The organism is Brenneria sp. L3-3C-1 (assembly GCF_016456245.1).
GTDB lineage: Bacteria > Pseudomonadota > Gammaproteobacteria > Enterobacterales > Enterobacteriaceae > Brenneria.
Map to the genome: position 1 here is coordinate 534,472 of NZ_JAEMHF010000001.1, position 25,680 is coordinate 560,151.

The 25,680-nt window shown below is 51.2% G+C and carries 23 protein-coding genes, 1 tRNA gene and 1 riboswitch; of the genes, 14 read left to right on the top strand and 10 right to left on the bottom strand.

The features are described 5' to 3' along the window. The first annotated feature begins 59 nt into the window (after positions 1-59). Both JG725_RS02420 and JG725_RS02425 read left to right on the top strand, forming a co-directional pair. Positions 60-809 (top strand): MipA/OmpV family protein, encoded by a 750-nt coding sequence (locus JG725_RS02420; RefSeq protein ID WP_330526914.1) that lies wholly within the window; start codon positions 60-62, stop codon positions 807-809. Positions 810-922: 113 nt separating this feature from the next. Next, positions 923-1,777, top strand: a complete 855-nt coding sequence (locus tag JG725_RS02425) for an aldo/keto reductase (RefSeq protein ID WP_199376405.1) — start codon at positions 923-925, stop codon at positions 1,775-1,777. 50 nt (positions 1,778-1,827) lie between these two features. On the opposite strand, the gene JG725_RS02430 is transcribed toward JG725_RS02425, so the two are convergent. Both JG725_RS02430 and gapA read right to left on the bottom strand, forming a co-directional pair. After that, positions 1,828-2,703, bottom strand: coding sequence for a D-hexose-6-phosphate mutarotase (locus JG725_RS02430; protein ID WP_199376407.1), 876 nt, complete (start codon positions 2,701-2,703; stop codon positions 1,828-1,830). 87 nt (positions 2,704-2,790) lie between these two features. Further along, positions 2,791-3,786 carry a glyceraldehyde-3-phosphate dehydrogenase gene (gene gapA / locus JG725_RS02435; protein WP_170158883.1) on the bottom strand — a complete coding sequence of 332 codons (996 nt, stop codon included), beginning with the start codon at positions 3,784-3,786 and terminating at the stop codon, positions 2,791-2,793. Between the two features lie 343 nt (positions 3,787-4,129). Between gapA and msrB the strand changes: the two genes are divergently transcribed. Both msrB and JG725_RS02445 read left to right on the top strand, forming a co-directional pair. Beyond that, positions 4,130-4,549, top strand: a complete 420-nt coding sequence (gene msrB, locus JG725_RS02440; RefSeq protein WP_199376409.1) for a peptide-methionine (R)-S-oxide reductase MsrB — start codon at positions 4,130-4,132, stop codon at positions 4,547-4,549. A 62-nt stretch (positions 4,550-4,611) separates the two neighbouring features. Next, positions 4,612-4,890, top strand: a complete 279-nt coding sequence (locus JG725_RS02445; RefSeq protein WP_199376411.1) for a YeaC family protein — start codon at positions 4,612-4,614, stop codon at positions 4,888-4,890. A 59-nt stretch (positions 4,891-4,949) separates the two neighbouring features. Here JG725_RS02445 and pncA read toward each other — a convergent pair whose 3' ends face one another. Continuing rightward, entirely contained in the window at positions 4,950-5,597 is a 648-nt protein-coding gene (pncA, locus tag JG725_RS02450) for a bifunctional nicotinamidase/pyrazinamidase (RefSeq protein WP_172287740.1), read from the bottom strand. Between the two features lie 96 nt (positions 5,598-5,693). Further along, positions 5,694-7,544: a signal peptide peptidase SppA gene (gene sppA, locus JG725_RS02455; RefSeq protein WP_199376413.1), complete on the bottom strand. Its 1,851-nt coding sequence runs from the start codon at positions 7,542-7,544 to the stop codon at positions 5,694-5,696. A 183-nt stretch (positions 7,545-7,727) separates the two neighbouring features. Here sppA and JG725_RS02460 point away from each other — a divergent pair, with 183 nt between their 5' ends. The 3 genes from JG725_RS02460 (at position 7,728) to JG725_RS02470 (ending at position 10,588) form a co-directional block, all read left to right on the top strand. Beyond that, on the top strand, positions 7,728-8,279 hold the full coding sequence (locus JG725_RS02460) for an NAD(P)H nitroreductase (protein WP_172287737.1): 552 nt from the start codon (positions 7,728-7,730) through the stop codon (positions 8,277-8,279). A 96-nt stretch (positions 8,280-8,375) separates the two neighbouring features. Further along, complete coding sequence (locus JG725_RS02465; RefSeq protein ID WP_199376415.1) at positions 8,376-10,295, top strand: DNA topoisomerase III; 1,920 nt, start codon at positions 8,376-8,378, stop codon at positions 10,293-10,295. Continuing rightward, on the top strand, positions 10,295-10,588 hold the full coding sequence (locus tag JG725_RS02470; protein WP_199376417.1) for a DUF1496 domain-containing protein: 294 nt from the start codon (positions 10,295-10,297) through the stop codon (positions 10,586-10,588). The genes JG725_RS02465 and JG725_RS02470 overlap by 1 nt, the downstream gene beginning before the upstream one ends. Positions 10,589-10,657: 69 nt before the next feature. Here JG725_RS02470 and xthA read toward each other — a convergent pair whose 3' ends face one another. Then, positions 10,658-11,464 carry an exodeoxyribonuclease III gene (gene xthA / locus JG725_RS02475; RefSeq protein WP_199376419.1) on the bottom strand — a complete coding sequence of 269 codons (807 nt, stop codon included), beginning with the start codon at positions 11,462-11,464 and terminating at the stop codon, positions 10,658-10,660. Positions 11,465-11,603: 139 nt separating this feature from the next. Further along, a riboswitch (glycine riboswitch) is annotated at positions 11,604-11,697 on the top strand. 118 nt (positions 11,698-11,815) lie between these two features. On the opposite strand from xthA, the gene JG725_RS02480 reads away from it, so the two are divergent. Next, positions 11,816-12,436: a trimeric intracellular cation channel family protein gene (locus tag JG725_RS02480; RefSeq protein ID WP_172287730.1), complete on the top strand. Its 621-nt coding sequence runs from the start codon at positions 11,816-11,818 to the stop codon at positions 12,434-12,436. An 85-nt stretch (positions 12,437-12,521) separates the two neighbouring features. Here JG725_RS02480 and JG725_RS02485 read toward each other — a convergent pair. The 3 genes from JG725_RS02485 to JG725_RS02495 form a co-directional block, all read right to left on the bottom strand. Continuing rightward, positions 12,522-12,606, bottom strand: a tRNA-Tyr gene (locus tag JG725_RS02485). Between the two features lie 153 nt (positions 12,607-12,759). Continuing rightward, positions 12,760-13,608, bottom strand: a complete 849-nt coding sequence (gene purU, locus JG725_RS02490) for a formyltetrahydrofolate deformylase (RefSeq protein WP_172287729.1) — start codon at positions 13,606-13,608, stop codon at positions 12,760-12,762. Between the two features lie 84 nt (positions 13,609-13,692). Next, positions 13,693-14,160 (bottom strand): YchJ family protein, encoded by a 468-nt coding sequence (locus JG725_RS02495; RefSeq protein WP_199376421.1) that lies wholly within the window; start codon positions 14,158-14,160, stop codon positions 13,693-13,695. 132 nt (positions 14,161-14,292) lie between these two features. Here JG725_RS02495 and rssA point away from each other — a divergent pair, with 132 nt between their 5' ends. The 3 genes from rssA (at position 14,293) to galU (ending at position 17,411) form a co-directional block, all read left to right on the top strand. Then, a complete protein-coding gene (rssA, locus tag JG725_RS02500) occupies positions 14,293-15,201 on the top strand; it encodes a patatin-like phospholipase RssA (protein ID WP_199377194.1) in 909 nt (302 codons plus the stop codon). Between the two features lie 77 nt (positions 15,202-15,278). Next, on the top strand, positions 15,279-16,295 hold the full coding sequence (gene rssB, locus JG725_RS02505; protein WP_172287726.1) for a two-component system response regulator RssB: 1,017 nt from the start codon (positions 15,279-15,281) through the stop codon (positions 16,293-16,295). A gap of 204 nt (positions 16,296-16,499) precedes the next feature. Next, entirely contained in the window at positions 16,500-17,411 is a 912-nt protein-coding gene (galU, locus tag JG725_RS02510; protein ID WP_172287724.1) for a UTP--glucose-1-phosphate uridylyltransferase GalU, read from the top strand. 139 nt (positions 17,412-17,550) lie between these two features. On the opposite strand, the gene hns is transcribed toward galU, so the two are convergent. After that, the gene (gene hns / locus JG725_RS02515; protein ID WP_009112886.1) at positions 17,551-17,958 is read right to left on the bottom strand and encodes a histone-like nucleoid-structuring protein H-NS; all 408 of its coding nucleotides are present in this window, start codon (positions 17,956-17,958) and stop codon (positions 17,551-17,553) included. Between the two features lie 388 nt (positions 17,959-18,346). Here hns and JG725_RS02520 point away from each other — a divergent pair, with 388 nt between their 5' ends. After that, positions 18,347-18,943 (top strand): thymidine kinase, encoded by a 597-nt coding sequence (locus JG725_RS02520; protein ID WP_172287723.1) that lies wholly within the window; start codon positions 18,347-18,349, stop codon positions 18,941-18,943. 323 nt (positions 18,944-19,266) lie between these two features. Here JG725_RS02520 and adhE read toward each other — a convergent pair whose 3' ends face one another. Beyond that, positions 19,267-21,969, bottom strand: a complete 2,703-nt coding sequence (adhE, locus tag JG725_RS02525; protein ID WP_172287721.1) for a bifunctional acetaldehyde-CoA/alcohol dehydrogenase — start codon at positions 21,967-21,969, stop codon at positions 19,267-19,269. A gap of 1,075 nt (positions 21,970-23,044) precedes the next feature. On the opposite strand from adhE, the gene oppA reads away from it, so the two are divergent. Both oppA and oppB read left to right on the top strand, forming a co-directional pair. Next, entirely contained in the window at positions 23,045-24,685 is a 1,641-nt protein-coding gene (gene oppA, locus JG725_RS02530; RefSeq protein ID WP_199376423.1) for an oligopeptide ABC transporter substrate-binding protein OppA, read from the top strand. A 63-nt stretch (positions 24,686-24,748) separates the two neighbouring features. Next, entirely contained in the window at positions 24,749-25,669 is a 921-nt protein-coding gene (gene oppB / locus JG725_RS02535) for an oligopeptide ABC transporter permease OppB (RefSeq protein WP_172287718.1), read from the top strand. The last annotated feature ends 11 nt before the right edge of the window (positions 25,670-25,680 follow it).

Sequence of the window (25,680 nt, forward strand, 5' to 3'; positions counted from 1 at the left end):
TATGAATGCTTGAGTCATCATTTTTAACGATGTTTATCTGGAATAGGAAACAAAAAATTGTGAATAGGCCTCAATTATGTCTGTCAGCCGCGCTGGTGTCGGTTGCCGTCGCGTTGCCCGCGGCCCATGCGGCTGAGGTGTCATTAGGCGCGGGAGCGTACGGTTCAACGTCGGTGTATCGCGGTGATGACAATCATGTTTTCCCTTTTCCCGTGCTGAATTACGAAAGCGAAAATTTTTATTTTCGTGGTTTGGGTGGTGGGTACTATTTGTGGAATGACGGCGCCAACAAGCTATCGCTGACGGCCTATTACCTGCCGTTGGGGTTTAAGCCCGGCGATAACGATGACCCGCGGATGAGGCAGTTGGATAAGCGGCGCGGCACGCTGATGGCCGGGGCGGCCTATAGCCATATCGCCGACTGGGGGCAGATTCGTACCGTACTGGCCGGCGACACGCTGGATTACAGCAACGGGTTCATCTGGGATACCGCCTATCTTTATCGCTTCATGCTGGGCGACCTGAGCATTACGCCGGGCATCGGCGCGACCTGGTTCAGCGAGCATATGAACCGCTATTACTATGGCGTCAGCAGTCAGGAATCGGCGCGTTCAGGGTTTAGCCGTTATCGTCCCGGCGATGGATGGGCGCCGTTTGTCGAGCTTAGCGCCAACTACCAGATAAACCCAAGCTGGAGCGCCTGGGCCGTGGGCCGTTATACCCGTTTGTCCGACGAAACGAAAGATAGCCCGATAGTCGATAGCAGCTATAGCGCGTTAATGAGCGTGGGTGTCAGTTATCGCTTTTAACGCGCCTTCGATATCATGGTGCATTCGCTGCACAAAAATGGGGTGAAATCACCCCATTTGCACATTAATTGTGCACTCAGCGTTGTGCTATTTTTATCTCAGGGGGATCAATCATGGCGATGAGAGACGTTAGTTTTCCAGACGGAACGAAAGTGCCTGCTGTCGGGCAGGGCACATGGTATATGGGCGAAAATTCCCGGACAAAAGACCAGGAGGTAAAAGCGCTTCAGGCCGGCATTGATCAAGGAATGACGCTGATCGATACGGCGGAAATGTATGCGGAGGGCGGGGCGGAGATCGTCGTCGGCGAAGCGATCCGCGGGCGGCGCGACAAGGTCTACCTGGTTTCTAAAGTTTATCCGCACAACGCCGGCGGCGGAAAAGCGATTAAAGCCTGTGAACAGAGTTTGAAACGTCTGCAAACCGACCATATCGATCTGTATCTGCTGCACTGGCGCGGCGGCATTCCGCTAATCGATACGATAACGGCCATGCAGCAACTACAGCAGTCAGGCAAAATCGGTCGTTGGGGCGTGTCCAACCTTGATACCGATGATATGCAGGAACTCTGGTCGCTGGATGGCGGCAACGCATGCATGACCGATCAGGTGCTATATCATCTGGCGTCACGCGGCATTGAGTTCGATTTGCTGCCATGGTGCCGGCAACGACATGTGCCGGTGATGGCCTACTGTCCGATTGCACAGGCGGGGCGGTTGCGTGATGGATTATTCGCCGATCCGGTGGTCAATGCTATCGCCAGGCAGCACGCCATCACGCCGGCTCAGGTCTTGCTGGCCTGGGTTATTCGCCAACCCGGCGTGATAGCCATTCCTAAAGCCAGTTCCGAACAGCATGTTAAAGAAAATGCACAGGTGATGGATATTATGCTGCAACCTGATGAGCTCGTCTTGCTGGATCGGGCATTTCCGCCGCCTCAGCGTAAACAGCATCTGGATGTGGTGTGAGCCAGCGGTGTTGATGGCCTATGATCGGGAGAGCATAGGCCATCTTGCGGTTACGCGGCCGGCTTGATGTAAATAGTCGCGGACAGACGGGCAGGAGACTGCACGGTTGCGACGAAAGGCTGATGAATTCGCGCCGTTTCCACGCACACAAAGGTTTTATAACCGTCGTCGGTCATATCGCCGATGGTGTGCGATAATTCCGCGCCGGGGTTCCACGATACAACATCGCTATGGTGGGCGTGATGCACTTCAATCGTGCGTTGTAATGCCGGGTCATTAATAACGCTAATATCCTGCGGATGCGTATAGATGCGGTCGGTACGATCGCTAAAAACCAGATCGCCTGACTGCGTCGTTACCTTGCCCTGATTCACTTTATCAATAAACCGATCGCCCAGGCCGCGGATGGCGACCTTACTGATATCGCCGATCTGGAAATAGGTATGCAAGGCGCTGGTGATGGAGTAATCGCCATGCGCTTCCAGTTCGATATGACAGGTTTTACCCAGCTTGAAACGGGCGATCAGGGTAAACTCATGCGGCCAGGTTTTACGCGTTTCTGCGGTGTCCCGCAGGGTAAAAGCCAGCTGTACGCCATGTTCATCTTCGCTGTGGGAGGTGAATTCCCACGGCAGCAAACGGGCAAAACCGTGATTAGGTTCGGCAAAGGGGCCAAACCACGGGAAACAGATCGGAATGCCGCCGCGGATTGCCACATGCTCGACGAACGTCGTGTTGCCGCTCAGCCAAAGAACGGGCGCCTGACCCGTTGGCTGCCAGCTCAACAGATGCGCGCCCTGTAGCGCTACGGCCGCGCGAACCTGAGGATGATCCACGACAACCACCGGCAGTTGCTCTACCTGTCGCAGGCTTATGGCCGGGGTAATCTTTTGGGTGACGGGAAGCTCGAAAATCTTATCATTCATGATGTTGCCTATTTTTGGTTGTTGTTAATCAGCAAATAAAAAGGGCGACCAACCGGTCGCCCTTCATCATTGAATCATCACACGAACTTATTTGGAGATGTGGGTGATCAGATCCAGTACTTTGTTAGAGTAACCTGTTTCGTTATCGTACCAGGATACCAGTTTCACAAAGTTGTCGCTCAGTGCGATACCGGCTTTGGCGTCGAATACGGAAGTCAGTTTTTCACCGTTGAAATCGGTGGAAACCACGTCATCTTCGGTATAACCCAGAACGCCTTTCAGTTCGCCTTCAGAAGCTGCTTTGATAGCCGCGCAGATTTCTTTGTAAGAAGCCGGTTTTTCCAGACGAGCAGTCAGATCGACAACGGATACGTTCGGAGTAGGAACGCGGAACGCCATACCGGTCAGTTTGCCATTCAGTTCAGGGATGACTTTACCTACTGCCTTGGCAGCGCCGGTAGAAGACGGGATGATGTTCTGAGATGCGCCGCGGCCGCCGCGCCAGTCTTTGTGAGACGGGCCGTCAACGGTTTTCTGAGTCGCGGTGGTCGCATGAACGGTGGTCATCAGCGCTTCAACGATACCGAAGTTGTCGTTGATGACTTTAGCCAGCGGCGCCAGGCAGTTAGTGGTGCAAGATGCGTTGGAAACGATATCCTGACCGTCGTAAGATTTGTGGTTAACGCCCATAACAAACATTGGCGTGCTGTCTTTGGACGGGCCGGTCAGAACCACTTTTTTCGCGCCGGCGGTGATGTGTTTACGAGCGGTTTCGTCAGTCAGGAACAGACCGGTTGCTTCAGCAACAACATCAACGTTTACTTCATTCCACTTCAGGTTCGCAGGATCGCGTTCTGCGGTAACACGAATAGTTTTGCCGTTAACAACCAGATGGCCATCTTTGACTTCAACGGTGCCGTTGAAACGACCATGAGTAGAGTCATATTTCAACATATACGCCATGTAATCAGCGTCTAACAGATCGTTAATCGCAACGATTTCGATGTCAGAGCGTTCTTGCGCAGCGCGGAAAACAATACGGCCGATACGGCCAAAACCGTTGATACCTACTTTGATAGTCATATATTCCACCAGATATTGGTTAGTGAATAAAAGGTTGGTTGTAAAATTACAAAAACCTTGCTGGGCGTCAAGCGGAATCGTGTCAATAGTTGCTGTAAGTCAAACCTATGACCAATCTTTGAACGAAAATCCGCCAGTGCTGTAAATTAAGAACATCTCAGCCTGATAACGGGCATTTTGCTTCTATAGTAAAGCCTGTATCAGGCAAAATTGTGACAAGCATCACAATTAAATATTCCCCTGATAGCCGCTATTATATTAAGCCAAAATGGCCTGCAAGGTTGTTAATTTTTTGTTATAATTGATGATGAATTTTATAGATACCAGACTTTGCGAGATCCCTATGAGTAACCATCCCTCTCAGCAAACAGCCTCAGAGGCAACAGATCTGACAGAAATGCAACGCTACGTGACCCAGCAACGGGGCACTGAACCCGCTTATTCCGGTAAGTTGCTGCACAACAAGCGTACGGGTGTTTATCATTGCCTGTGCTGTCGGAAACCATTGTTCTATTCAGATAATAAGTATGATTCAGGATGCGGCTGGCCGAGCTTTGACCGGCCGGTGTCGGCGGACGCCATTCGCTATATTGACGATCACTCCCATAATATGCGTCGTATCGAGATCCGCTGCGGAAACTGCGACGCGCATTTAGGGCATGTCTTTCCTGACGGCCCGCCGACGACGGGGGAGCGTTATTGTGTCAATTCCGCGTCGCTAAGTTTTATTGATGACGTGGATGGCGAGCGCGTCGACGGCTAATCGGCGTCGGTGCAGTCGTATAGCTTTAAACGTTTCAGCTAAATACATGCAGGGATAAGGATATGCAACTCAATAGCCTGATTGATGCGATGACGCCGGAGATTTATCAGCGGCTGGCAACGGCGGTTGAATTAGGGAAGTGGCCGGATGGCGTCGCTTTATCCGCGGAGCAAAAAGAGAACTGTCTGCAAATGGTGATGTTATGGCAAGCGCGTCATAACCAACAGCCAGAGCACATGACCATTGGCACCGATGGTGAAATCGTCATGAAAAGCAAACAGGAGCTTAAGCAACAGTTCAGTGACGCCGCGGCCTTCGTCAGGATCAAACCACAGAAATAAACACGGCGCGGGGCAGGCTGCCCCAGCGGGCGGGACTGATCCCACTCCGACTTCATACGCTATGCGCGGCGCGGCAGACTGGCGATGAAGTTTTTCAGCGAGATCGGGTTCGCCCCATGCCGTTGCATTTCCTGAAGGGCGGTCTGGCTATCTTCCGGGCGAAGGTTGACGCCGCGGCACCCTTCCGTCAGCACATCCGTTTTGTAGCCCAACGCCAACGCATCCAGCACGCTGAACTTGACGCAATAATCCGTGGCGAGGCCCATTACGGTTAAATGCGTGATTTGGCGGGAGCGCAGCCAGTCGTCCAGTTCGGTTTTAGCGCGGTGGCCGTTGTCAAAGAACGCGCTGTAACTATCAATGTCGGCCTGAGTGCCTTTACGCACCACCCATTCTATCGCCTGCCGATGTAATGCCGGATGAAACTGCGCGCCAGGCCGATCCTGAACGCAGTGCACCGGCCACCAGACCTGCGGGAGTCCGTCCAGCTCGCCGGTTTCGCCCAGCGGCGCGTTGGCGTTGACGGCAAAGCTGCCATGATCGGCCGGATGCCAGTCCTGGCTGGCAATAACCGGGATGTTCGCGGTGACGCAGGCGGCGATGGCGCGATTGGCGACATCGATTACCCGATCCCCTTCGTTGACGGCTAACGCGCCGCCGGGACAAAAATCATTCTGCAAATCGATCAGTAATAGCGCTCTGTTCATCGCTGACTCCGTGATTAATGTCGTTTTCCCCGCCGCCGGCGATCATAACAGTCCGGCGTCGCCGCATAAAATGGCAACGCCGGACTTAAGCCGCCTTTAGCGGATTTCACCGCAGGTGAGGCAGAGTGCGTAGCGGTGCTGCGGGTCGTTGAGGTTATTCATGATGGACGGCTGTGATTGTACCGCCTGGGCCAACTGCGCCATCGGGGTGGGCAGCAGCGACTGAACGGCGGTGGGCAACCAGGCGTAAACCGAAGCGTTAATCTGGTTCAGCATGGCGTCAAACAGGCTTGGCTGTTCGGCAAACCAGCTAAGCTGATACTGGCCCAGTTTGGCCAGTTCGGCGGCTTTTTTCACGGCATCGTCAAAATCGCCTAATTGATCGACCAGTCCATTCTCTTTGGCATCGCTGCCGGTCCAGACATGTCCCTGTGCGATCTGATCGATTTGTTCCGGCGTTTTCTTACGCGCCTGAGCGACGATGTCGATAAAATTCTTATACCCGCGATCGATGCTCAACTGAACCATCTGGCTGAATTCCGGGGGTAACGATTTGGTAATCGACAGATCGGCCAGCGGAGAGGTCGCCACGCCGTCGGTGTGGACGCCGATGCTTTCCAGTGAGTTTTCAAATGTGGTGATCACGCCGAAAATGCCGATAGAACCGGTTAGGGTGCTCGGGCTGGAGATAATGGCGTTGGCCGGCGTTGAAATCCAATAGCCGCCCGATGCCGCCATACCGCCCATTGACACCACCACCGGCTTGCCGGCAAGACGTACCGCCATCAGCTCCGAACGGATCATTTCAGAGGCCGTTACGCTGCCGCCAGGGCTATTGACCCGCATAACCACCGCCTTAATCTTCGGATCGAGACGCGCGGCGCGGATCTGGGCGGCCGTCGTGTCGCCGCCTACCATGCCAGGGGTTTCCGGGCCGTCGATAATCGCGCCATTGGCAAAAATCACGGCTATCTGATTATTATTCTGCACCGGCGGCTTAGGCGCGTAGTCATAAATGCTGGTGAAATTAAAGTTATTGGTTTTGTTGTTCCAACCAAAGGTTTTTACCAGTGTTTGCTCGATAACGGAACGGGAGGCGACTTCGTCCACCAGCTTGTTTTGCAAGGCGTAGCGTGCGGTGTCGCCTTGTACGGCCTGCAAGTCCGCGATGATAGCGGCTGCGCCGGGGAACAACTGCTGCGGGGTGATCTGCCGGTTGGCGGCGACGGTGTCCAGATAGTGCTGCCAGAGCGTGTTGATCCAGCGGCTGTCCGCCTCTCTGGCGGCCGGGGACATATCGTCGCGCAGGTATGGCTCAACGGCTGATTTATAGGTTCCAACCCTGAAAATGTTGGTGGTGACTTTCAGTTTGTCCAACAGGGATTTGAAATAGAGATTGTTGGTGGCCAAACCGTGCAGATCCACATTCCCCTGCGGGGTTAGCGCGATGGTATTGGCGAAACTGGCCAGATAATATTGCGCCTGATTATAGCTATCGCCGACGGCGTAGACCGGCTTGCCGTTGTCCCGGAACTCCCGCAGGGCTTTGCCGATATAGTGTAATGATGGCTGGTCGGCTCCGGTAAAATCGCTCAGATCCAGCACGATGCCGGTAATGTTATCGTCATTTTTTGCCTGGCGAATGCTGTCAACGATATCAAACAGGGAGTTCTCCTGCCGACGGTTGCTGGAAGCGCCGAAAAATTCGCGCCCCAACTGACGAAATTTATTATTCATGGTGGGCTGATCGACCACCACGCCCGTCAGATCGATCAGCAACGCGCCGCGGGCGGTCTCGGCCGGGGTGCCGCTGAATTGTGTATAAATCCCGACGCCAATAAGAATGAGCGCGATAAGAAAAATATTGAGAATAAATTCTCTGATAAAATTAAGCAGACGCCATGTCCACTTAAAAAATCCGCTAAAAATTCGCCACAATGTGCGCATGATATCTCCGGGAACGGGAAAACAGCTTAATATCCTAATGAGCGGACGGTAAAAAGTCAGCATTAAATAGTACCCGGACGGCGCCCGGATGGGGGTATCTTGTAACAAAACTTCTACTTGTGCTACCGTGGCGCGCAATGTCGCCTTACCACAAAAATCAGATTGCCATACAGGAGATGTGCGATGGATGCTCTCGAACTGTTACTTAATCGTCGTTCGGCTTCACGCTTGACAACACCCGCTCCTTCCGGTGAAGCGCTTAACCATATTATCCACGCCGGTATGCGAGCGCCGGATCACGGTACTTTACAGCCCTGGCGATTCTTTGTAATCGAAAATGAAGGGCTCGAACGTTTTAGCCGATTACTGACCGAAGCGGCAAAGCAGGAAGGCATGGATGAAGCCGGCATAGAAAAAGCCAGGCAGGCGCCGTTTCGCGCGCCGCTGATTATTACCGTTGTGGCGCATTGCGAAGCTAATCCCAAAGTCCCGCGCTGGGAGCAGGTCGTTTCCGCCGGCTGCGCCGTTCAGGCCATGCAAATGGCGGCCCTGGCCCAGGGATATAACGGCATCTGGCGCAGCGGCGCCTGGACGCATCATCCGCAGGTACGCGAAGCCTTTGATTGCCGCGAACAGGATGAGATTGTCGGTTTCCTCTATCTGGGGACGCCGCAACTGAAAGCCTCGACCCGGGTGATGCCGCTTGATGCTGAAAAATTTGTCCGTTATTTCTGATCGGCGCCAATTGAAGGGGCGTTGTTTCTTCCCGCTTTTTCCATGTTGTTTGCACAACGGCAGTTGTGAAACCGTCTTTCAGCGCAATGGTGCGTAATGCGACTTTTTATTGCCGAAAAACCCAGCCTCGCGCGGGCGATCGCCGACGTATTGCCGAAACCGCATCGACGCGGCGAGGGTTTTATCGCCTGCGGTCAGAACGATGTGGTGACCTGGTGCGTCGGGCATTTGCTCGAACAGGCGCAACCTGATGTTTATGACGCGCGTTACGCGCGCTGGTCATTGGCCGATTTACCGATTATCCCGCAGAAATGGCTGTTGCAGCCTCGACCTTCGGTGAGCAAACAGCTCAACACCATCAAAAAACTCCTGGCGGACGCCAGCGAAATCATTCATGCGGGCGACCCCGATCGTGAAGGGCAACTGCTGGTTGACGAGGTGCTGGAGTATCTTTCCCTGCCGGCAGAAAAGCGCCATCAGGTTAGGCGCTGTCTGGTCAACGATCTTAATCCCCAGGCGGTCGAACGGGCCGTGTCAAGGCTGCGGGAGAACCGGGAGTTCATCCCGCTGTGCGTCTCTGCGCTGGCGCGTTCCCGGGCCGACTGGCTGTATGGCATCAATATGACCCGTGCTTACACGCTGCTGGGGCGCAATGCCGGCTATGACGGCGTGCTGTCGGTCGGCCGGGTGCAAACCCCGGTGCTGGGGCTGGTGGTGCGCCGTGATGAAGAGATCGAGAACTTTGTCCCGAAAGATTATTTCGAGGTTAAAGCGCATATCCTCACCCCGGCAGGCGAACGATTTGTCGCGCTATGGCAGCCGAGCGAGTCCTGTGAGCCTTATCAGGATGAAGAAGGGCGGTTACTACACCGTTCTTTGGCGGAGCACGTTGTCAAACGCATCGACGGTCAGCCTGCGTTTGTGACTGGCTATAATGATAAGCGGGAATCGGAAACGGCGCCGTTGCCCTATTCGTTGTCGACGTTGCAGATTGAAGCCGCCAAACGGTTTGCGCTCAGCGCCCAGCAGGTGCTGGATATTTGTCAGAAGCTGTATGAAACCCACAAGCTGATTACTTATCCGCGCTCCGATAGCCGTTACCTGCCGGAGGAGCATTTTGCCGGCCGCCACGCGGTTCTGAACGCCATTTCGGCGCATCAGTCGGATTTATTGCCGCAGCCGGTTATGGATATCGAGCGTCGCAACCGCTGTTGGGATGACGGAAAAGTGGATGCCCACCACGCGATTATCCCCACGGCGCGCAGTGCGCCTGCCGCATTATCGGATAATGAGAGTAAAGTTTACGGGCTGATTGCCCGACAATATATCATGCAGTTTTGCCCCGACGCGGTGTTTCGGAAATGCGTTATCGATCTGGATATCGCCGGGGGGAAATTTGTCGCCAAAGCCCGGTTTCTGGCGGAGGCCGGCTGGCGTACGCTGCTGGGCGGGAAGGAGCGGGATGAGGAAAATGAGGGCACCCCGTTGCCGGTGGTCGCCAAAGGCGATGAGTTGCTGTGCGAGCGCGGCGAGGTGGTGGAACGGCAAACGCAGCCTCCGCGGCCGTTTACCGATGCAAGTTTGTTGTCGGCGATGACCGGCATCGCGCGCTTTGTGCAGGATAAAGAACTGAAGAAAATCCTGCGGGCAACCGATGGTTTAGGAACGGAGGCCACGCGCGCGGGTATTATCGAGTTACTGTTCAAGCGGACGTTTTTATTCAAAAAGGGGCGTTATATTCATGCCAGCGAAGCGGGGCGGGCATTGATTCACTCTCTGCCGGACAGCGCAGCACATCCGGATATGACGGCGCATTGGGAAGCGACGCTGACGCAAATCAGCGAAAAAAAGTGTCGCTATCAGGATTTTATGCAACCGCTGACGCATTCTTTGCAGGCGTTGATTTATCAAGCCAGACAGAGTCGAGGCGTGAGTGCATTTAAAGGCATCACCGCCCCTCAGGCAAGCAGTAAAAAGCGGCGTAAGCCTCAGCCCAAAAAGAAGGATCAGAGTTAATGAGATCGTTAGTTTGCTGGTTTATTTCCGCCGCGGTGCTGACGTTGTCGGCGACGGTTCAGGCAAATCCAAATCGTGGCGCGACAGATATCGTGGTGCCTGTTCCCGCCGAAGCGTGGGGCGCGGGTTCCGCTACGCGTGGACAGAATAATTGTATGCGCTGTTGTGTTTACGAAAATCGTAACTATTCGGAAGGCGCGGTGTTGAAAATAGACGGCGTGATCCTGCAATGCGTGCGGGATAAACAAACGCTGGGAACCAATAACCTGATTTGGCAACCGCTCAAACAGTAACCCTGAGCAGCGGATTCAATCAGCGGTGAGGCGTAACGGCGGTTCGCCGTTACGCCTCTGCCTTTACGACTACAACGAGAACTCCGCCCATATCGGCGCATGATCGGACGGTTTTTCCATCGCCCGAATATCATAGTCAATGCCGGTGTCGATACAGCGTTCCGCCAGCGACCGACTCGCCAGTATCAAATCGATACGCAAGCCCCGGTTGGTATCAAAACCGGCAGAACGGTAGTCAAACCATGAAAAACGATCGTTACAGTCCGGGTTGGCCGCCCGGAACGTATCGGTAAGCCCCCAGGTTTGTAAGCGGGCCAGCCATTCGCGCTCTTCCGGCAAGAACGAGCATTTGCCCGTGCGCAGCCAGCGCTTGCGGTTCTCTTCGCCAATGCCGATATCCAGATCGGTGGGGCTGATATTCAGATCGCCCATAATGATTAACGGCTGATCGGCGATATGGCTCTGCTCAATATAGGTTTGCAGATCCTGATAAAAGCGTGTTTTGGCCGGGAATTTAATCGGATGATCGCGACTTTCACCCTGAGGGAAATAGCCGTTCACCACGGTAAGCGTACCCTGCTCGGTGGCGAAATCCGCCATAATAATCCGCCGTTGCGCGTCTTCTTCATCCGTTGGAAAACCCCGACGCACCGCCATCGGCGCGGTCTTACACAGCAGCGCAACGCCGTAGTGACCTTTTTGCCCGTGATAAAAAACGTGATAGCCATACTGGCTCACCTCTTCCAGCGGAAACATATCGTCATGGACTTTGGTTTCCTGTAATCCGATCACATCCGGCTGGTGCTGTTCGATAATGGCGGCCAACTGATGAGGGCGCGCCCGCAGGCCATTGATATTAAAAGAAACAACTTTCATGTTAGCTGCCGTTCAATGAAAATGTTCTCAGATGTTAACAGAAATTCAGGTGACGAGTCACGGTTGCGTGGGAGCAGGCATAATAGGAAAATAAGAATCAGTTACGGTAGTTGAACCGTAAGGGAAGAGCCCGTATACTCCGCTGCTCGCAGGAGAGAGGGCGTCGAAACGTGGCGCCCCGCCGAAGGCGCAAACTCCCATAATCGCTCAGGCCGCCATACTGCGAATTCCATTTAAGCCAACTGGAGAGAGGTTGTTGCGGCAACCCACCGAAGGGGCAAGCAGCGCTCGCTGCGTAAACTCTCAGGTAAAACGGACAGAGGGAGGGGCGCATTCCACAGGAAATCTTGTGTGCTTACCTATATCTATCTGATCGCGATCACCGCGGAAGGCATGTCCGGAGCGCTGGCGGCCGGACGGCGTAATATGGATATTTTCGGTGTCGGCATGATCGCGTTTATCACTGCGCTTGGCGGTGGAACGGTGCGCGACATTCTGCTTGGCAACTATCCTATCGGCTGGACTCAACATCCCGGTTATATCTATCTCACCATCGGCGCCGGTCTCTTCACCATTATCATCGCGCGCGTTATGCATCATTTGCACCGTCTGTTTTTGGTGTTGGATGCCATGGGGTTGATCGCTTTTACGATTATCGGTTGTAACGTCGCGCTGGGGTTAAATTACTCCATCACGGTGGTGGTTATGGCGGGAATTGTGACGGGGATTTTTGGCGGTATTTTGCGGGATATCTTTTGTAATCGAACGCCGATGGTGCTCAAGAAAGAGCTTTACGCCAGCGTGTCGCTGTTAGTGGCGCTGCTTTATCTGGGATTGAAGGCGCTAAACGTCAATCATGATATCAATCTGTTGATTTCATTCAGCATCGGTCTATCCGTGCGGCTGGCGGCGATCCGCTGGTCATGGCAACTGCCGGTTTTTTCTTATGTGTCGGGGAGTTGGAAGAGTTAGTCTGACTTGCTCGAAGGTTCTCACCTTCCCCTGACGGGAATATGAATTTTTAGCGTGGAAGTTGATTCAGAATACTAATTTGAAGTGGTGGTGGGGGAAGGATTCGAACCTTCGAAGTCTGTGACGGCAGATTTACAGTCTGCTCCCTTTGGCCGCTCGGGAACCCCACCACTGGCCTTGCTGCAAGAGGCTTTCGCTTCAAGCGGGCGCATCATATCAAATGATGCGCCGCTGTAAAGCCTGATATATCAAAAACAAAAGTATTTGCCGATTTTTTATTCCATTCGCGTTATTCGCATACAAAAACAATGCCCGAACGCGAGTTAAAGAATAATCGTGCGATTCCCGTAGACAAAAACACGCTGCGCCAGCACCCGGTAAAGTGCGCGGCTTAATACGTTCTTCTCGACATCCCGGCCGGCACGCATCATGTCATCGGCAGTGTAGGTGTGATCAACGTTGATGACATCCTGCATGATGATCGGCCCCTCATCCAGGCTATCGTTCACGTAGTGCGCCGTTGCGCCGATGATTTTTACGCCGCGCTCATAGGCCTGATGGTAAGGGCGGGCGCCGATGAATGCCGGCAGGAATGAGTGATGAATGTTGATGACCTGATTCGGATAATGCTGCACAAAAGCAGGCGTCAACACACGCATGTATTTTGCCAAAACAACGTAGTCCGGTTGATATTGGTCAATTTGCCCGATCATCAGTTGATCGTGCTCTTCGCGGGATAAGCCTTCATGGCTGACCAGATGGAAAGGAATATCAAACCGCTCAACCAGGGTACGTAATGTTTCATGGTTGCCGATAACGGCGGCAATTTCGACGTCCAGACCGCCGTAAACGCTTTTCATGAGTAAATCGCCCAGGCAGTGGGCTTCTTTCGTCACCAGAATGACAATCCGGCGGCGGCCGGCATTGGTCAGTTCACGCACCGATCCGTCAGGAAGCGCGCCGTCAAGGTCGGCGAGCAGGGTGGTATCGTTAAAAATTCCTTCCAGTTCGGTACGCATAAAAAAGCGCCCGGTGCGGTGATCGACATACTCGTTGTTTTGCACAATGTTAAGTTCGTGCTTGTAACAAATATTGGTAATTTTTGCGATAAGCCCTTTAGCATCGGGGCAAATAGTCCGTAATACTTTTCTTTGTATATTTTGCGATTGCATGAGCGCGTGGATCCTGTCCAAAACTAAAATAGCGATCGTAGGTTAATGCAGTGCCGAAATTCACTGCGGGTTAATGCCCGTATCTTACTGTCCGCAACACTTTTTGTATTTTTTGCCGGAACCGCACGGACAATGTTCATTTCTGCCGGTTTGCAGATGAATGCCGTCCATATAGTACCAGCGATCATGATAACGAAGAAAGCGCGAGCGTTCCCGCATCAATCCTGCCTGTTGTGGGTTCGCGGCAGAGGTATAGCGGGCGGCGAATTCGACATAACTTTCGTCTGGCGTTTTACCCGGAAAGGTTGCCAATATGTTAAGTCCAAGCCAGCGGGTCTCCTGACAACTTTCGGTCACAGAGGCTCGCCATTTTTCCGCTTGATGGCTGGGGTGCCAGGTTGCTATCAGGTAATCCACGTCGCATTTGACATAGGCGGCATAGCGCGAGCGCATCAATGTAACAGGGTCGGCAGCCGTCATCGTATCGGCATGGTACGGCTGGCAGCATGAGTCATATGGCAGCCCGCGGCTACAGGGGCAAAGTTCCGGCACAGCATCTCCTGACGAAAATTAATTTAAAACTTGATAAATAATAGTGAGCTTCCCATCCATGAGGCCGATATGTTACCTAAGAAGCTCAGGATGTAGCAATGTGCGCTAGAATGAAAACACATGAGGACAACCATGCGGCAGATAAAAGTGGGTCTGGCACTCAGTTCCGGGGCCGCCAGAGGATGGGCTCACATTGGCGTTATCAAGGCGCTGACGGAGTTGGGCATTGACATTGATGTTGTTGCCGGTTGTTCCGTCGGGGCATTGGTCGGCGCGGCGTACGCGACGCACCGGCTGGATGACATGGAGCATTGGGTAAGCGGATTTGGCTATTGGGACGTAATCCGCTTGATGGATCTCTCCTGGCAGCGCGGCGGCTTATTACGCGGCGATCGCGTATTTAACAATGTGAAGCACTTGTTACATACGCAGAGGATTGAAGATTGTGATATTAAATATGGCGCCGTGGCCACCAACCTGAGCACGGGACGAGAGTTGTGGTTAACAAAAGGAGATTTACATCAATCAATTCGGGCTTCTTGCAGTATCCCTGGTTTGTTGTCTCCCGTTTGGTTTAATGGCTACTGGCTGGTAGATGGCGCGGTGGTAAATCCGGTCCCGGTGTCGCTGACTCGGGCGATGGGGGCGGATGTTGTGATCGCCGTTGATTTGCAACAGGACGCCAGCCTTGACCACCATGATTTGCTGTCGGTTAAGCCGACATTGCCAGAGTCTGAAGGGGATGTTGCGGTAAATAACTGGCGCGGGAGAATTCGTGAGCGTTTGTTACGAAAACGTCGCCAGCGCACCGGGATTTCGCCGACAGCAATGGAAATCATGAGTACATCAATCCAGATTCTTGAAAACCGATTAAAGATGACCCGGATGGCGGGCGACCCGCCTGATGTACTCTTACAGCCTTATTGCCCGCAAATCGCCACTCTGGATTTTCATCGGGCACAGGAAGCGATTGAAGCCGGTCGTCAGGCAGTGGAGAAAAAGCGCGATGAATTGTTACCTTTGGTAAAAAAATCGCATTGAAAACCAGTATAAGCGACGTCAGGCCGTGCTGAGCGTTGGCGGTAAAACATTAAAGAGTTTGAAGTAAGGGGCAACTGATGGAACAACCATTGGCGGGTAAACATATATTGATTATCGAGGATGAGGCTGTTTTCCGCTCCGTACTTTCCGGTTATCTGACTTCGCTTGGTGCTTCGGTTTTGGAAGCTATTCATGGCCTGGAGGCGTTGAGCGTTCTGGAGCATCATCAGCCTGATTTAATTATTTGCGATCTAAAGATGCCGATGATGGGCGGCATTGAGTTCCTGGAGCGGTTACGCTTACAAGACAACCATATCCCGATACTGGTGATCTCCGCGACCAGTCAAATGGCGGACGTCGCCAAGGTTCTGCGGCTTGGCGTTCAGGATGTGTTGCTGAAACCTATTCGTGATTATGCTCGTTTACGCGAGGCGGTTATGACTTGTCTGTATCCGGACATGTTTACTTCGCCGGCTCATGAGCTTGAGCAATTAATGTTGGATATGGATTCGCTTAATCAATCGCCTGATGCGGTGGCAAAACTTTTAGCGCAACTACAGCCGCCGGTGCAGCAAACGCTCGCCCGTTGTCGAATTAATTATCGACAGCTTACGGTTGCCGAACAGCCGGGATTGGTTTTGGATATTGCCGCGCTCTCTGAAGATGAACTGGCTTTCTACTGCCTTGATGTCACTCAGGCGGTCAACAATAACGGCACGTTGGCCGCATTATTACTTCGTACTTTGTTTAACGGCGTGCTTCAGGAGCATCTGGCAAACCAGGAGCACCGTTTACCCCATTTGCCGCTTTTATTAAAACAGGTAAATCAGTTATTACGCCAGGCAAGTTTGGAAGGGCGTTTCCCCTTGCTGGTCGGTTATTATCATCGTGAATTAAAACGGCTGATACTGATCTCCGCCGGGTTAAACGCCACATTAAACGTCAATGAAAATCAAATTGCGCTCAATAGCGGCGTGCCGTTGGGAACACTCGATGAGGCTTACCTCAATCAGTTAAATCACCAGTGTGAAGCGTGGCAATGCCAGATATGGGGCGGTGGCGGGCGCTTACGCTTAATGCTTTCTACAGAATAATCCGATAGGTAGGGGTGATAACTCTCTTCTGGCCGTGTTCGCCTTTCGTTATTATTTTTTATTTTCTACTATGTAGGTAGTTGTCTTATTTTTAATGGAACTATAACGATGGGCAAGCGTGGCCCGGCTAAACTGGTATACTTATCCAGTTTTTAGACCAGATAAATAAAGTTCATTATTTGAACGATATATAAGAGGTTGTTTATGTCGACTGTTAATAAAAAAGTAAAAAAAGCGGTAATCCCTGTCGCGGGATTGGGAACGCGTATGTTGCCGGCCACGAAGGCTATTCCCAAAGAAATGCTGCCATTGGTGGATAAACCGCTCATTCAATATGTAGTCAACGAGTGTATCGCCGCGGGAATCAATGAAATAATTTTGGTTACACATTCTTCTAAAAATTCCATCGAAAACCACTTTGATACCAGTTTTGAACTGGAAGCCATGTTGGAAAAACGTGTTAAGCGTCAACTGTTGGAAGAAGTGCAATCTATTTGTCCGAAGCACGTTACCATTATGCAGGTTCGTCAGGGGCTGGCTAAAGGATTAGGGCATGCCGTATTGTGCGCCCATCCATTAGTGGGTGATGAACCTGTTGCGGTTATTTTGCCGGATGTGATTATTGATGAATATGAATCCGATCTGAAGAAAGATAACCTGAGCGAAATGTTGCAACGGTTTTCTGAAACCGGCCATAGTCAGATTATGGTTGAGCCCGTTGACGATGTCAGCAGTTATGGCGTTGTAGACTGCAAGGGCGTGGAATTAAAAGCGGGCGACAGTGCGCCAATGGTTGGCGTGGTTGAAAAGCCGAAAGCTTCCGAGGCCCCTTCAAATTTAGCCGTTGTCGGCCGTTATGTTCTTTCTGCTGAAATTTGGTCTTTGCTGGAGAAAACCCCTCCAGGCGCCGGCAATGAGATTCAGCTAACCGACGCCATTGCGTTGTTAATGGAAAAAGAAACGGTGGAAGCGTATCACCTGAAAGGTGTCAGCCATGACTGTGGCAACAAGCTCGGGTATATGCAGGCGTTCGTGGAATATGGTATGCGCCATGATAGCCTGGGCGGTGAACTCACCCAATGGCTGCGGGAAACTATTGAAGCTGAAGAAAAATAATATTTAGCAATAACTGCTCTCTGTTTTATTACACAGGACAGGGAGCATGAATTCTCACCGATATACCTGTTACTTTGCACAAAAAAATACCCTTGATAAAAATCAAGGGTATCTGCGTTTGGTGTATTTTAAATACAGATTAGAGCAGGAAATCGTCTAAAGATTTACCTTGTTCTTCGATCGCTTTTTTGATTACCGCAGGAGTACGGCCTTGACCTGTCCAGGTTTTAACTTCGCCATTCTCATCGGTATATTGATATTTGGCCGGGCGGGCGGCACGCTTGCTTTTACCGGCAACTTTGACTGAACCTAAAGATTGTAATAATTCGTTAGGATCGATACCGTCCGCAATCAACATATCGCGATATTGCTGTAATTTACGTGCACGTTCTTCAACTTCTGCCTGAACCTGGCTTTCTTCTTCGCGGCGTTCATTTACCACGACTTCCAGTTTTTCCAGCATTTCTTCCAAAGTATCCAGACTGCATTCTCTTGCCTGGGCTCTCAGAGTACGGATGTTGTTTAGAATCTTTAGTGCTTCGCTCATTGTGATAATCTCAAATTTATATTATTGGTGGCGTGTAGTGAGATAATAGAGTGCTATTTTCTTTTCTGCAATAGTCAAATTTGTAAGTTTGTTAAAAATTGCCATTTTTAAAACAGATATCACATGCCATGTTACATGAATATAAAATACGTCTCTCCTACGGAGAATACATTTAACCGTCATTTGCCGCGCCGATGTGTTCGATAAGATATTGTGACGGATTCTATCGTTATAAGGAATGTTTATATCTTTTATCCGATGAAGCCTATCAATAGATGAACCGGGCGAGGCTGCGCAAGTAATAGCCCATTGCATGGGCTAACGGTGGGTTGTTACAATAAATTTTAACCGCATACGCGATATAGCCCGTCTTTTGGAGCATCTGAGTATGGCTCAACTTTATTTTTATTATTCAGCAATGAATGCAGGGAAATCCACTGCGCTATTACAGTCCTCATATAACTATCAAGAGCGCGGCATGAGGGCGCTGGTTTTCACCGCGGAAATAGATAACCGGCATGGGGTGGGGATGGTTAGTTCGCGGATCGGCCTTTCTTCTCCTGCGCTACTGTTTAATCAGCAGACGCCTTTATTTAGCCTGCTATTGAAAGAGCACCGTAGCCAGCCTATTCATTGCGTATTAATTGATGAATGTCAGTTCCTGACGCGTGAACAAGTTAGCGAACTTTCAGATGTGGTCGACCTATTGGATATCCCGGTATTGTGTTACGGCTTACGCACGGATTTTCGTGGCGAGCTGTTTTCAGGCAGCCACTATTTATTAGCCTGGGCCGATAAGTTGATTGAACTCAAAACGATTTGCCATTGCGGCCGTAAAGCGAACCGCGTGTTACGTCTGGATGCGCAGGGAAATCCTCTCCACGAAGGGGAACAGGTGGTTATCGGCGGCAATGACAGTTATGTCTCCGTTTGCAGAAAGCACTACAAAATCGCATTAGGGTTAGTTAGAAGCGAAATTGAATAAGCTATGCAGCGTCGCCTACGATGGCATTTAACGCTCGAAAACGGCTCCAGACGGCGATATTAAATAATCTTAACCCCTCTCGTAGGGGGTCGCTGAATTCGCGCCACAGGCTCGCAGAGGGGCGAAATGAGGCGAGGGGGGGTAACAAGGTTAATGCAAATCAATGCGCAGATTTACTCCGCCAGGGATAAACTATTCCGACAATAGCCTACGGCGGCTTTTTTAACGCAGGACGAAAAAATACCCTGACAGCGGGCTGACAGGGTATTGATGCGAGGTGCTTGGACAACAGCCTCTGTTGAGGCTGTTATTCCCCCGACGGGTTAACTCGTCACTTTTTTGGCTTGCTTGGCTACTTTTGTTGCAGGCGCGGCGGGTGTTGCCGCAACGGCTTCGGTAGCACCTTTCTCTGTGGTGTTTTCAGAGAATTTACGCCCGTAATACGTATCCATCAGAATTTGTTTCAGTTCTGAAATCAACGGATAACGCGGGTTAGCGCCGGTACATTGGTCGTCGAAGGCATCTTCGGACAGTTTGTCCACTTTCGCCAGGAAGTCGGCTTCTTGTACGCCAGCCTCACGGATAGAGGTAGGAATACCCAGATCTGCCTTTATTTCTTCCAACCAGTTCAACAATTTTTCAATCTTCTGCGCAGTACGATCGCTTGGTGCTGTCAGACGCAGATGATCGGCGACTTCAGCGTAGCGACGACGAGCTTGCGGGCGGTCATACTGGCTGAACGTCGTTTGCTTGGTCGGGTTGTCGTTGGCGTTATAGCGAATAACGTTTGAGATCAACATGGCATTCGCCAGACCGTGCGGGATGTGGAACTCAGAGCCCAGCTTGTGCGCCATTGAGTGACAAACACCCAGGAAGGCGTTGGCGAAAGCGATACCGGCAATCGTCGCGGCATTATGAACACGTTCGCGAGCTACCGGGTTCTTCGCGCCTTCATGATAGCTGGCCGGCAGGTTTTCTTTCAGCAGTTTCAACGCCTGCAATGCCTGACCGTCTGAATATTCGTTCGCCAGCACGGAAACATAGGCTTCCAGCGCGTGAGTGACGGCATCCAGACCACCGAACGCACACAGGGATTTCGGCATATTCATAACCAGGTTGGCGTCGACAATCGCCATATCCGGCGTTAATGCGTAGTCGGCCAATGGATATTTCTGCCCGGTGGCATCATCGGTCACCACGGCAAACGGCGTGACTTCGGAACCGGTGCCGGAGGTGGTGGTAACCGCGATCATTTTGGCTTTCACGCCCATTTTCGGGAACTTGTAAATACGTTTACGGATGTCCATAAAGCGTAATGCCAGTTCTTCAAAATGCGTATCCGGGTGTTCGTACATGACCCACATGATTTTCGCCGCATCCATCGGGGAACCGCCGCCCAGCGCGATAATGACATCCGGTTTAAAGGAGTTCATCTGCTCCGCGCCTTTACGCACGATGCTCAGCGTTGGGTCCGCTTCAACCTCGAAGAAGACTTCGGTTTCCAGCCCACGCTCTTTCAGGACGGAAACGATCTGATCGACGTAGCCGTTATTGAACAGGAAACGGTCGGTCACGATGAATGCGCGTTTTGCCCCGTCGGAAGCGACTTCTTCAAGCGCAATCGGTAATGAACCGCGACGGAAGTAAATAGATTTGGGAAGTTTATGCCACAACATATTTTCTGCTCGCTTGGCTACCGTTTTCTTGTTGATCAAGTGTTTCGGACCGACGTTTTCCGAGATGGAGTTACCCCCCCAGGAACCACAACCCAGCGTCAGGGATGGGGCGAGTTTGAAGTTGTACAGATCGCCGATACCACCTTGAGAAGCCGGGGTGTTGATCAGGATACGGGCGGTTTTCATCAGGTTGCCGAAGTGATTCACACGCTCCGGTTGGTTATCCTGATCGGTGTACAAGCAGGAGGTGTGACCAATCCCGCCCATTGCGACCAGTTTCTCGGCTTTTATCACGGCATCGTTAAAATCGGTAGCGCGATACATCGCCAGGGTCGGGGACAGTTTTTCGTGAGCAAACGGTTCGGATTCGTCAACATCGGTGACTTCACCGATCAGCACTTTGGTGTTCGCAGGGACGCTGATGCCAGCCAATTCCGCGATTTTTGGCGCCGGTTGACCGACGATATCGGCGTTCAGGGCGCCATTTTTCAACAGAATGCCCTGTACGGCATGCAGTTCTTTACCTTTCAGCATATAAGCGCCGTGCGAGGCAAAGCGTTCGCGAACGGCGTCGTAGACGCTGTCGACTACAATCACTGACTGTTCAGAAGCACAGATAACGCCGTTATCAAAGGTTTTTGACATTAGAATTGACGCTACGGCGCGTTTAAGATCGGCGGTTTCATCAATAACCACCGGCGTATTACCTGCGCCTACGCCGATTGCCGGTTTACCGGAGCTGTATGCGGCTTTAACCATGCCTGGGCCGCCGGTAGCCAGAATCAGATTGATATCCGGGTGATGCATCAACTGGTTGGACAGTTCAACCGAAGGTTGGTCGATCCAGCCGATGATATCTTTTGGCGCGCCCGCGGCGATAGCGGCTTGCAGGACGATATCGGCGGCTTTGTTGGTCGCATTTTTTGCCCGCGGATGCGGAGAAAAGATGATGCCGTTACGGGTTTTCAGGCTGATTAATGCTTTGAAAATCGCAGTGGAAGTGGGGTTGGTAGTCGGAACGATACCGCAGATCAGACCGATGGGTTCGGCAATGGTGATCGTGCCAAAGGTGTCGTCGGTAGAAAGCACGCCACAGGTTTTTTCATCCTGATAGGCGTTGTAAATGTATTCGGAAGCAAAGTGGTTTTTGATTACTTTATCTTCCACGATACCCATTCCAGACTCGGCGACAGCCATCTTCGCCAGTGGAATTCGAGCATCTGAGGCAGCAAGCGCGGCTGCCCGGAAGATTTTGTCGACTTGTTCCTGAGTGTAATTGGCAAATTCCTGCTGCGCCTTTTTCACTCTTTCGACCAGTGCGTTAAGTTCAGCAACATTGGTTACGGCCATAATGCTCTCCTGATAATGTTAAACTCTTTCAGTCAATAGTTTGCTAAGTAAATGAGTATAGATAAATGAGCGCATGTTGTGTTTGCTCGGAGAAACCTAACAGGGTCACTATTCTCATTTCTGCATTGATTGACTCAAAGAGCTTGTCACAGTACCGACCACGGGTTACGGAACAGCATACTCGCTTATAAAGGTTCTTTTTGTGATCTCCATCTATATTTTTCGATGCTGACACCTTTCAGCAGGGCTTTTTTGAGAATAATTCTCAACAAGGCGCTATTTTATCGTCCGCTTCCTTTTATATGTAACTGCAAAATGTATATAAATTGTTTTTAAATGTTATTTAACAGATAGAGCGTGAAATAAAATCCCGCAGCAAAGTAAGGATAAATATAGCCATGTTATATGATATCGGCGCCGCCGAGGCACCCGTGCGTGCGCAACCCGAACGAGAGGGTATGTGGTCACTTATTGAGGGATTTTTCGGACTGTATCAAGTTTCTCATCGGATTGTTTGGATTGATCGATCTGACAGGCGTTCTTCCCCTATTTATCAGTATGACTAACTATCTTATCAACGATAAGTAGCGACTTATCTCGAAAAATGTCTCCATGATGACATCTTCATTCCCCTCATTTTATCTGTTGTAAAAAATTCTTATATATCAAGCCTCATCCCTCGCGCCATTTGTATGGCGTCACTTTTTCGATAATAGCGTCGAGTTGTGGGCGGTTATTTAGGTCTATTCATAAACTAAACTTATTAGTCCCGCTAAATGTTGTGGCATTGTCATAATCATTAGCGTTATAAGTAACTAACGCGTGATCAAATGATATAAGGGTATTTATCGCATTGAACATCTGAAGGGGATAAGAAGGCAATCCATAGAGATGAGATCGCGTGTTCTTCCAGTCGTTTCTTTCGTGGATGGTGAATATTCTTCCCGCCGTACCCGTCTGCGACAGCCAGGAAGCGAGGGGCTGTACAGGGAGTAATCAAATAATAGTGAAGTTATCAAAAGAGTAATTACAGGATGAGTTTACCGGTATGTGATAAACAAAACAGGAGAAGATAATGACGCATATTACCACCCAAAAAAGATTGGCCGCCGCAGGCATCATCGTCGTTCTAGGTGTAATTTCAGGCACTCAAGCCTGGTCCGCTACGGTGCCTGCTGGTGTGGCGCTGGCAGAGAATCAGGTGCTGGTACGTAATAATGGCGCAGAGGTGGCATCATTGGATCCGCATAAAATAGAAGGCGTTCCTGAGTCCAATGTGTCGCACGATTTACTGGAAGGGCTGGTGATTTCGGATGTCGACGGCAGGGTGATCCCCGGGGTTGCGGAACGCTGGGACAACAACGCGTTCAAGGTGTGGACCTTTCATTTACGTAAAGATGCGCGGTGGTCAAATGGTGACGTTGTCACTGCGCACGATTTCGTATATAGCTGGCGCCGGTTGGCCGATCCGAAAACCGCTTCTCCCTATGCCAGCTATCTGCAATACGGCCATTTACTGAATATTGATGACATCATCGCCGGTAAAAAGAGTCCCGATACGCTGGGGGTAAAAGCGCTGGACGATCATACGCTGGAAGTCACGCTCTCTGAGGCGGTTCCCTATTTTTATAAACTACCCATTTATCCCGCCATGTCGCCGGTGAACCAAGCGGTGGTGGAGAAGTTTGGTGAAAGATGGACGCAACCGCAGAATTGGGTGGGGAATGGCGCCTATAAGCTGAAAACGTGGATCGTGAATGAAAAGATTGTGCTGGAGCGCAATGCCAACTATTGGGATAACGAAAAAACAGTCATCAATCAGGTGACTTATTTGCCTATCTCATCAGAAGTGACGGATGTTAATCGCTATCGCAGCGGTGAAATCGATATGACCTATAACTACCTGCCGATTGAACTGTTCCAAAAATTAAAAAAAGAGCTCCCGCAGGAAGTGCAAATAAACCCGTATTTGTGCACCTACTACTACGAGATGAACAATCAAAAAGCGCCGTTTAACGACGTTAGGGTCAGAACCGCGCTGCGCCTGGGTCTGAGCCAGGATATCTTAACCAACAAAGTTAAGAATCAGGGGGATATTCCCGCCTATGGTTTTGTGCCGCCCTATATTGACGGTATCGCCCAAACGCCGCCGGAATGGTTTGGCTGGCCGCAGGAAAAGCGCAATCAGGAAGCGAAAAAATTGCTGGCGGAGGCGGGATATAGCCCGGACAAGCCGCTGACCTTCAATTTGTTATACAACACCTCCGACTTGCATAAAAAGATGGCGATTGCGGCGGCCTCCATCTGGAAACAGAATATTGGCGTGAATGTGAAACTTGAGAATCAGGAATGGAAAACGTTCCTGGATACCCGCCATCAGGGCAGCTTTGATGTCGCCCGCGCCGGATGGTGCGCCGATTACAATGAACCTTCCACCTTCCTCAACAGTATGCTGTCCGATAGCAGCAGTAATACATCACATTATAAGAGCAGTGATTTTGATGCGCTGATCGCCAAATCGTTGCAGGTCGAAACGGAAGAAGAGCGTGCCGCCGTCTATCAACAGGCGGAAACGCTATTGGATAACGATGCGGTTATCGTTCCGGTTTACTATTACGCCAATACCCGGCTGGTAAAGCCTTACGTCGGTGGGTTAACCGGTAAAGATCCGATGGATAATATCTATGTGAAAGATCTTTATATCATTAAGCACTGATAATATCGCGGGCGGCCTGACACTGGCGCCCGCGTCTCTTTGCAGGTTTTATAGGTACGGGCAATGTTAAAATTTATTTTCCGTCGTTGTCTGGAAGCGATTCCGACGCTGTTTATTCTGATCACGCTCTCATTTTTTATGATGCGTCTTGCACCCGGTAGCCCTTTTACCGGGGAGCGTAACCTCCCGCCTGAAGTGATGGCCAATATTGAGGCCAAATATCACCTTAACGACCCGATACTGACCCAGTATGGCAGCTATTTATGGCAACTGGCTCAGGGGGATTTCGGCCCTTCATTTAAATATAAAGACTATTCCGTGAACGATTTGGTGGCGGCTTCATTTCCGGTTTCCGCTAAATTGGGGGCGGCCGCATTTTTGCTGGCGGTGGTTTTCGGCGTCAGCGCCGGGGTGATTGCCGCGCTGAATCAAAACAGTAAATGGGATTATACGGTAATGGGGTTTGCCATGACCGGCGTGGTGATCCCCAGTTTTGTGGTGGCGCCGTTACTGGTGCTGATATTTTCGATTACGCTGCGCTGGCTGCCGGGTGGCGGCTGGAATGGCGGGGCGCCCAGATATATGATTTTGCCGATGGTGGCATTATCGCTCTCTTATATCGCCAGTATCGCGCGCATTACCCGGGGATCGATGATTGAAGTGCTCCATTCCAATTTTATTCGTACCGCGCGCGCCAAGGGATTGCCTTTGCGTCGCATTATTCTGCGCCATGCTTTAAAGCCGGCCTTGTTGCCGGTGCTGTCGTATATGGGGCCGGCTTTTGTCGGCATTATTACCGGCTCTATGGTTATCGAAACGATTTTTGGCTTACCGGGTATCGGGCAACTTTTTGTTAATGGAGCGCTGAATCGCGATTATTCATTGGTGTTGAGTCTGACTATTTTGGTCGGCGGATTAACGATTTTATTCAATGCGATAATTGATGTGTTATACGCGGTTATCGATCCGAAAATTCGCTACTGACCGGAGGCGCT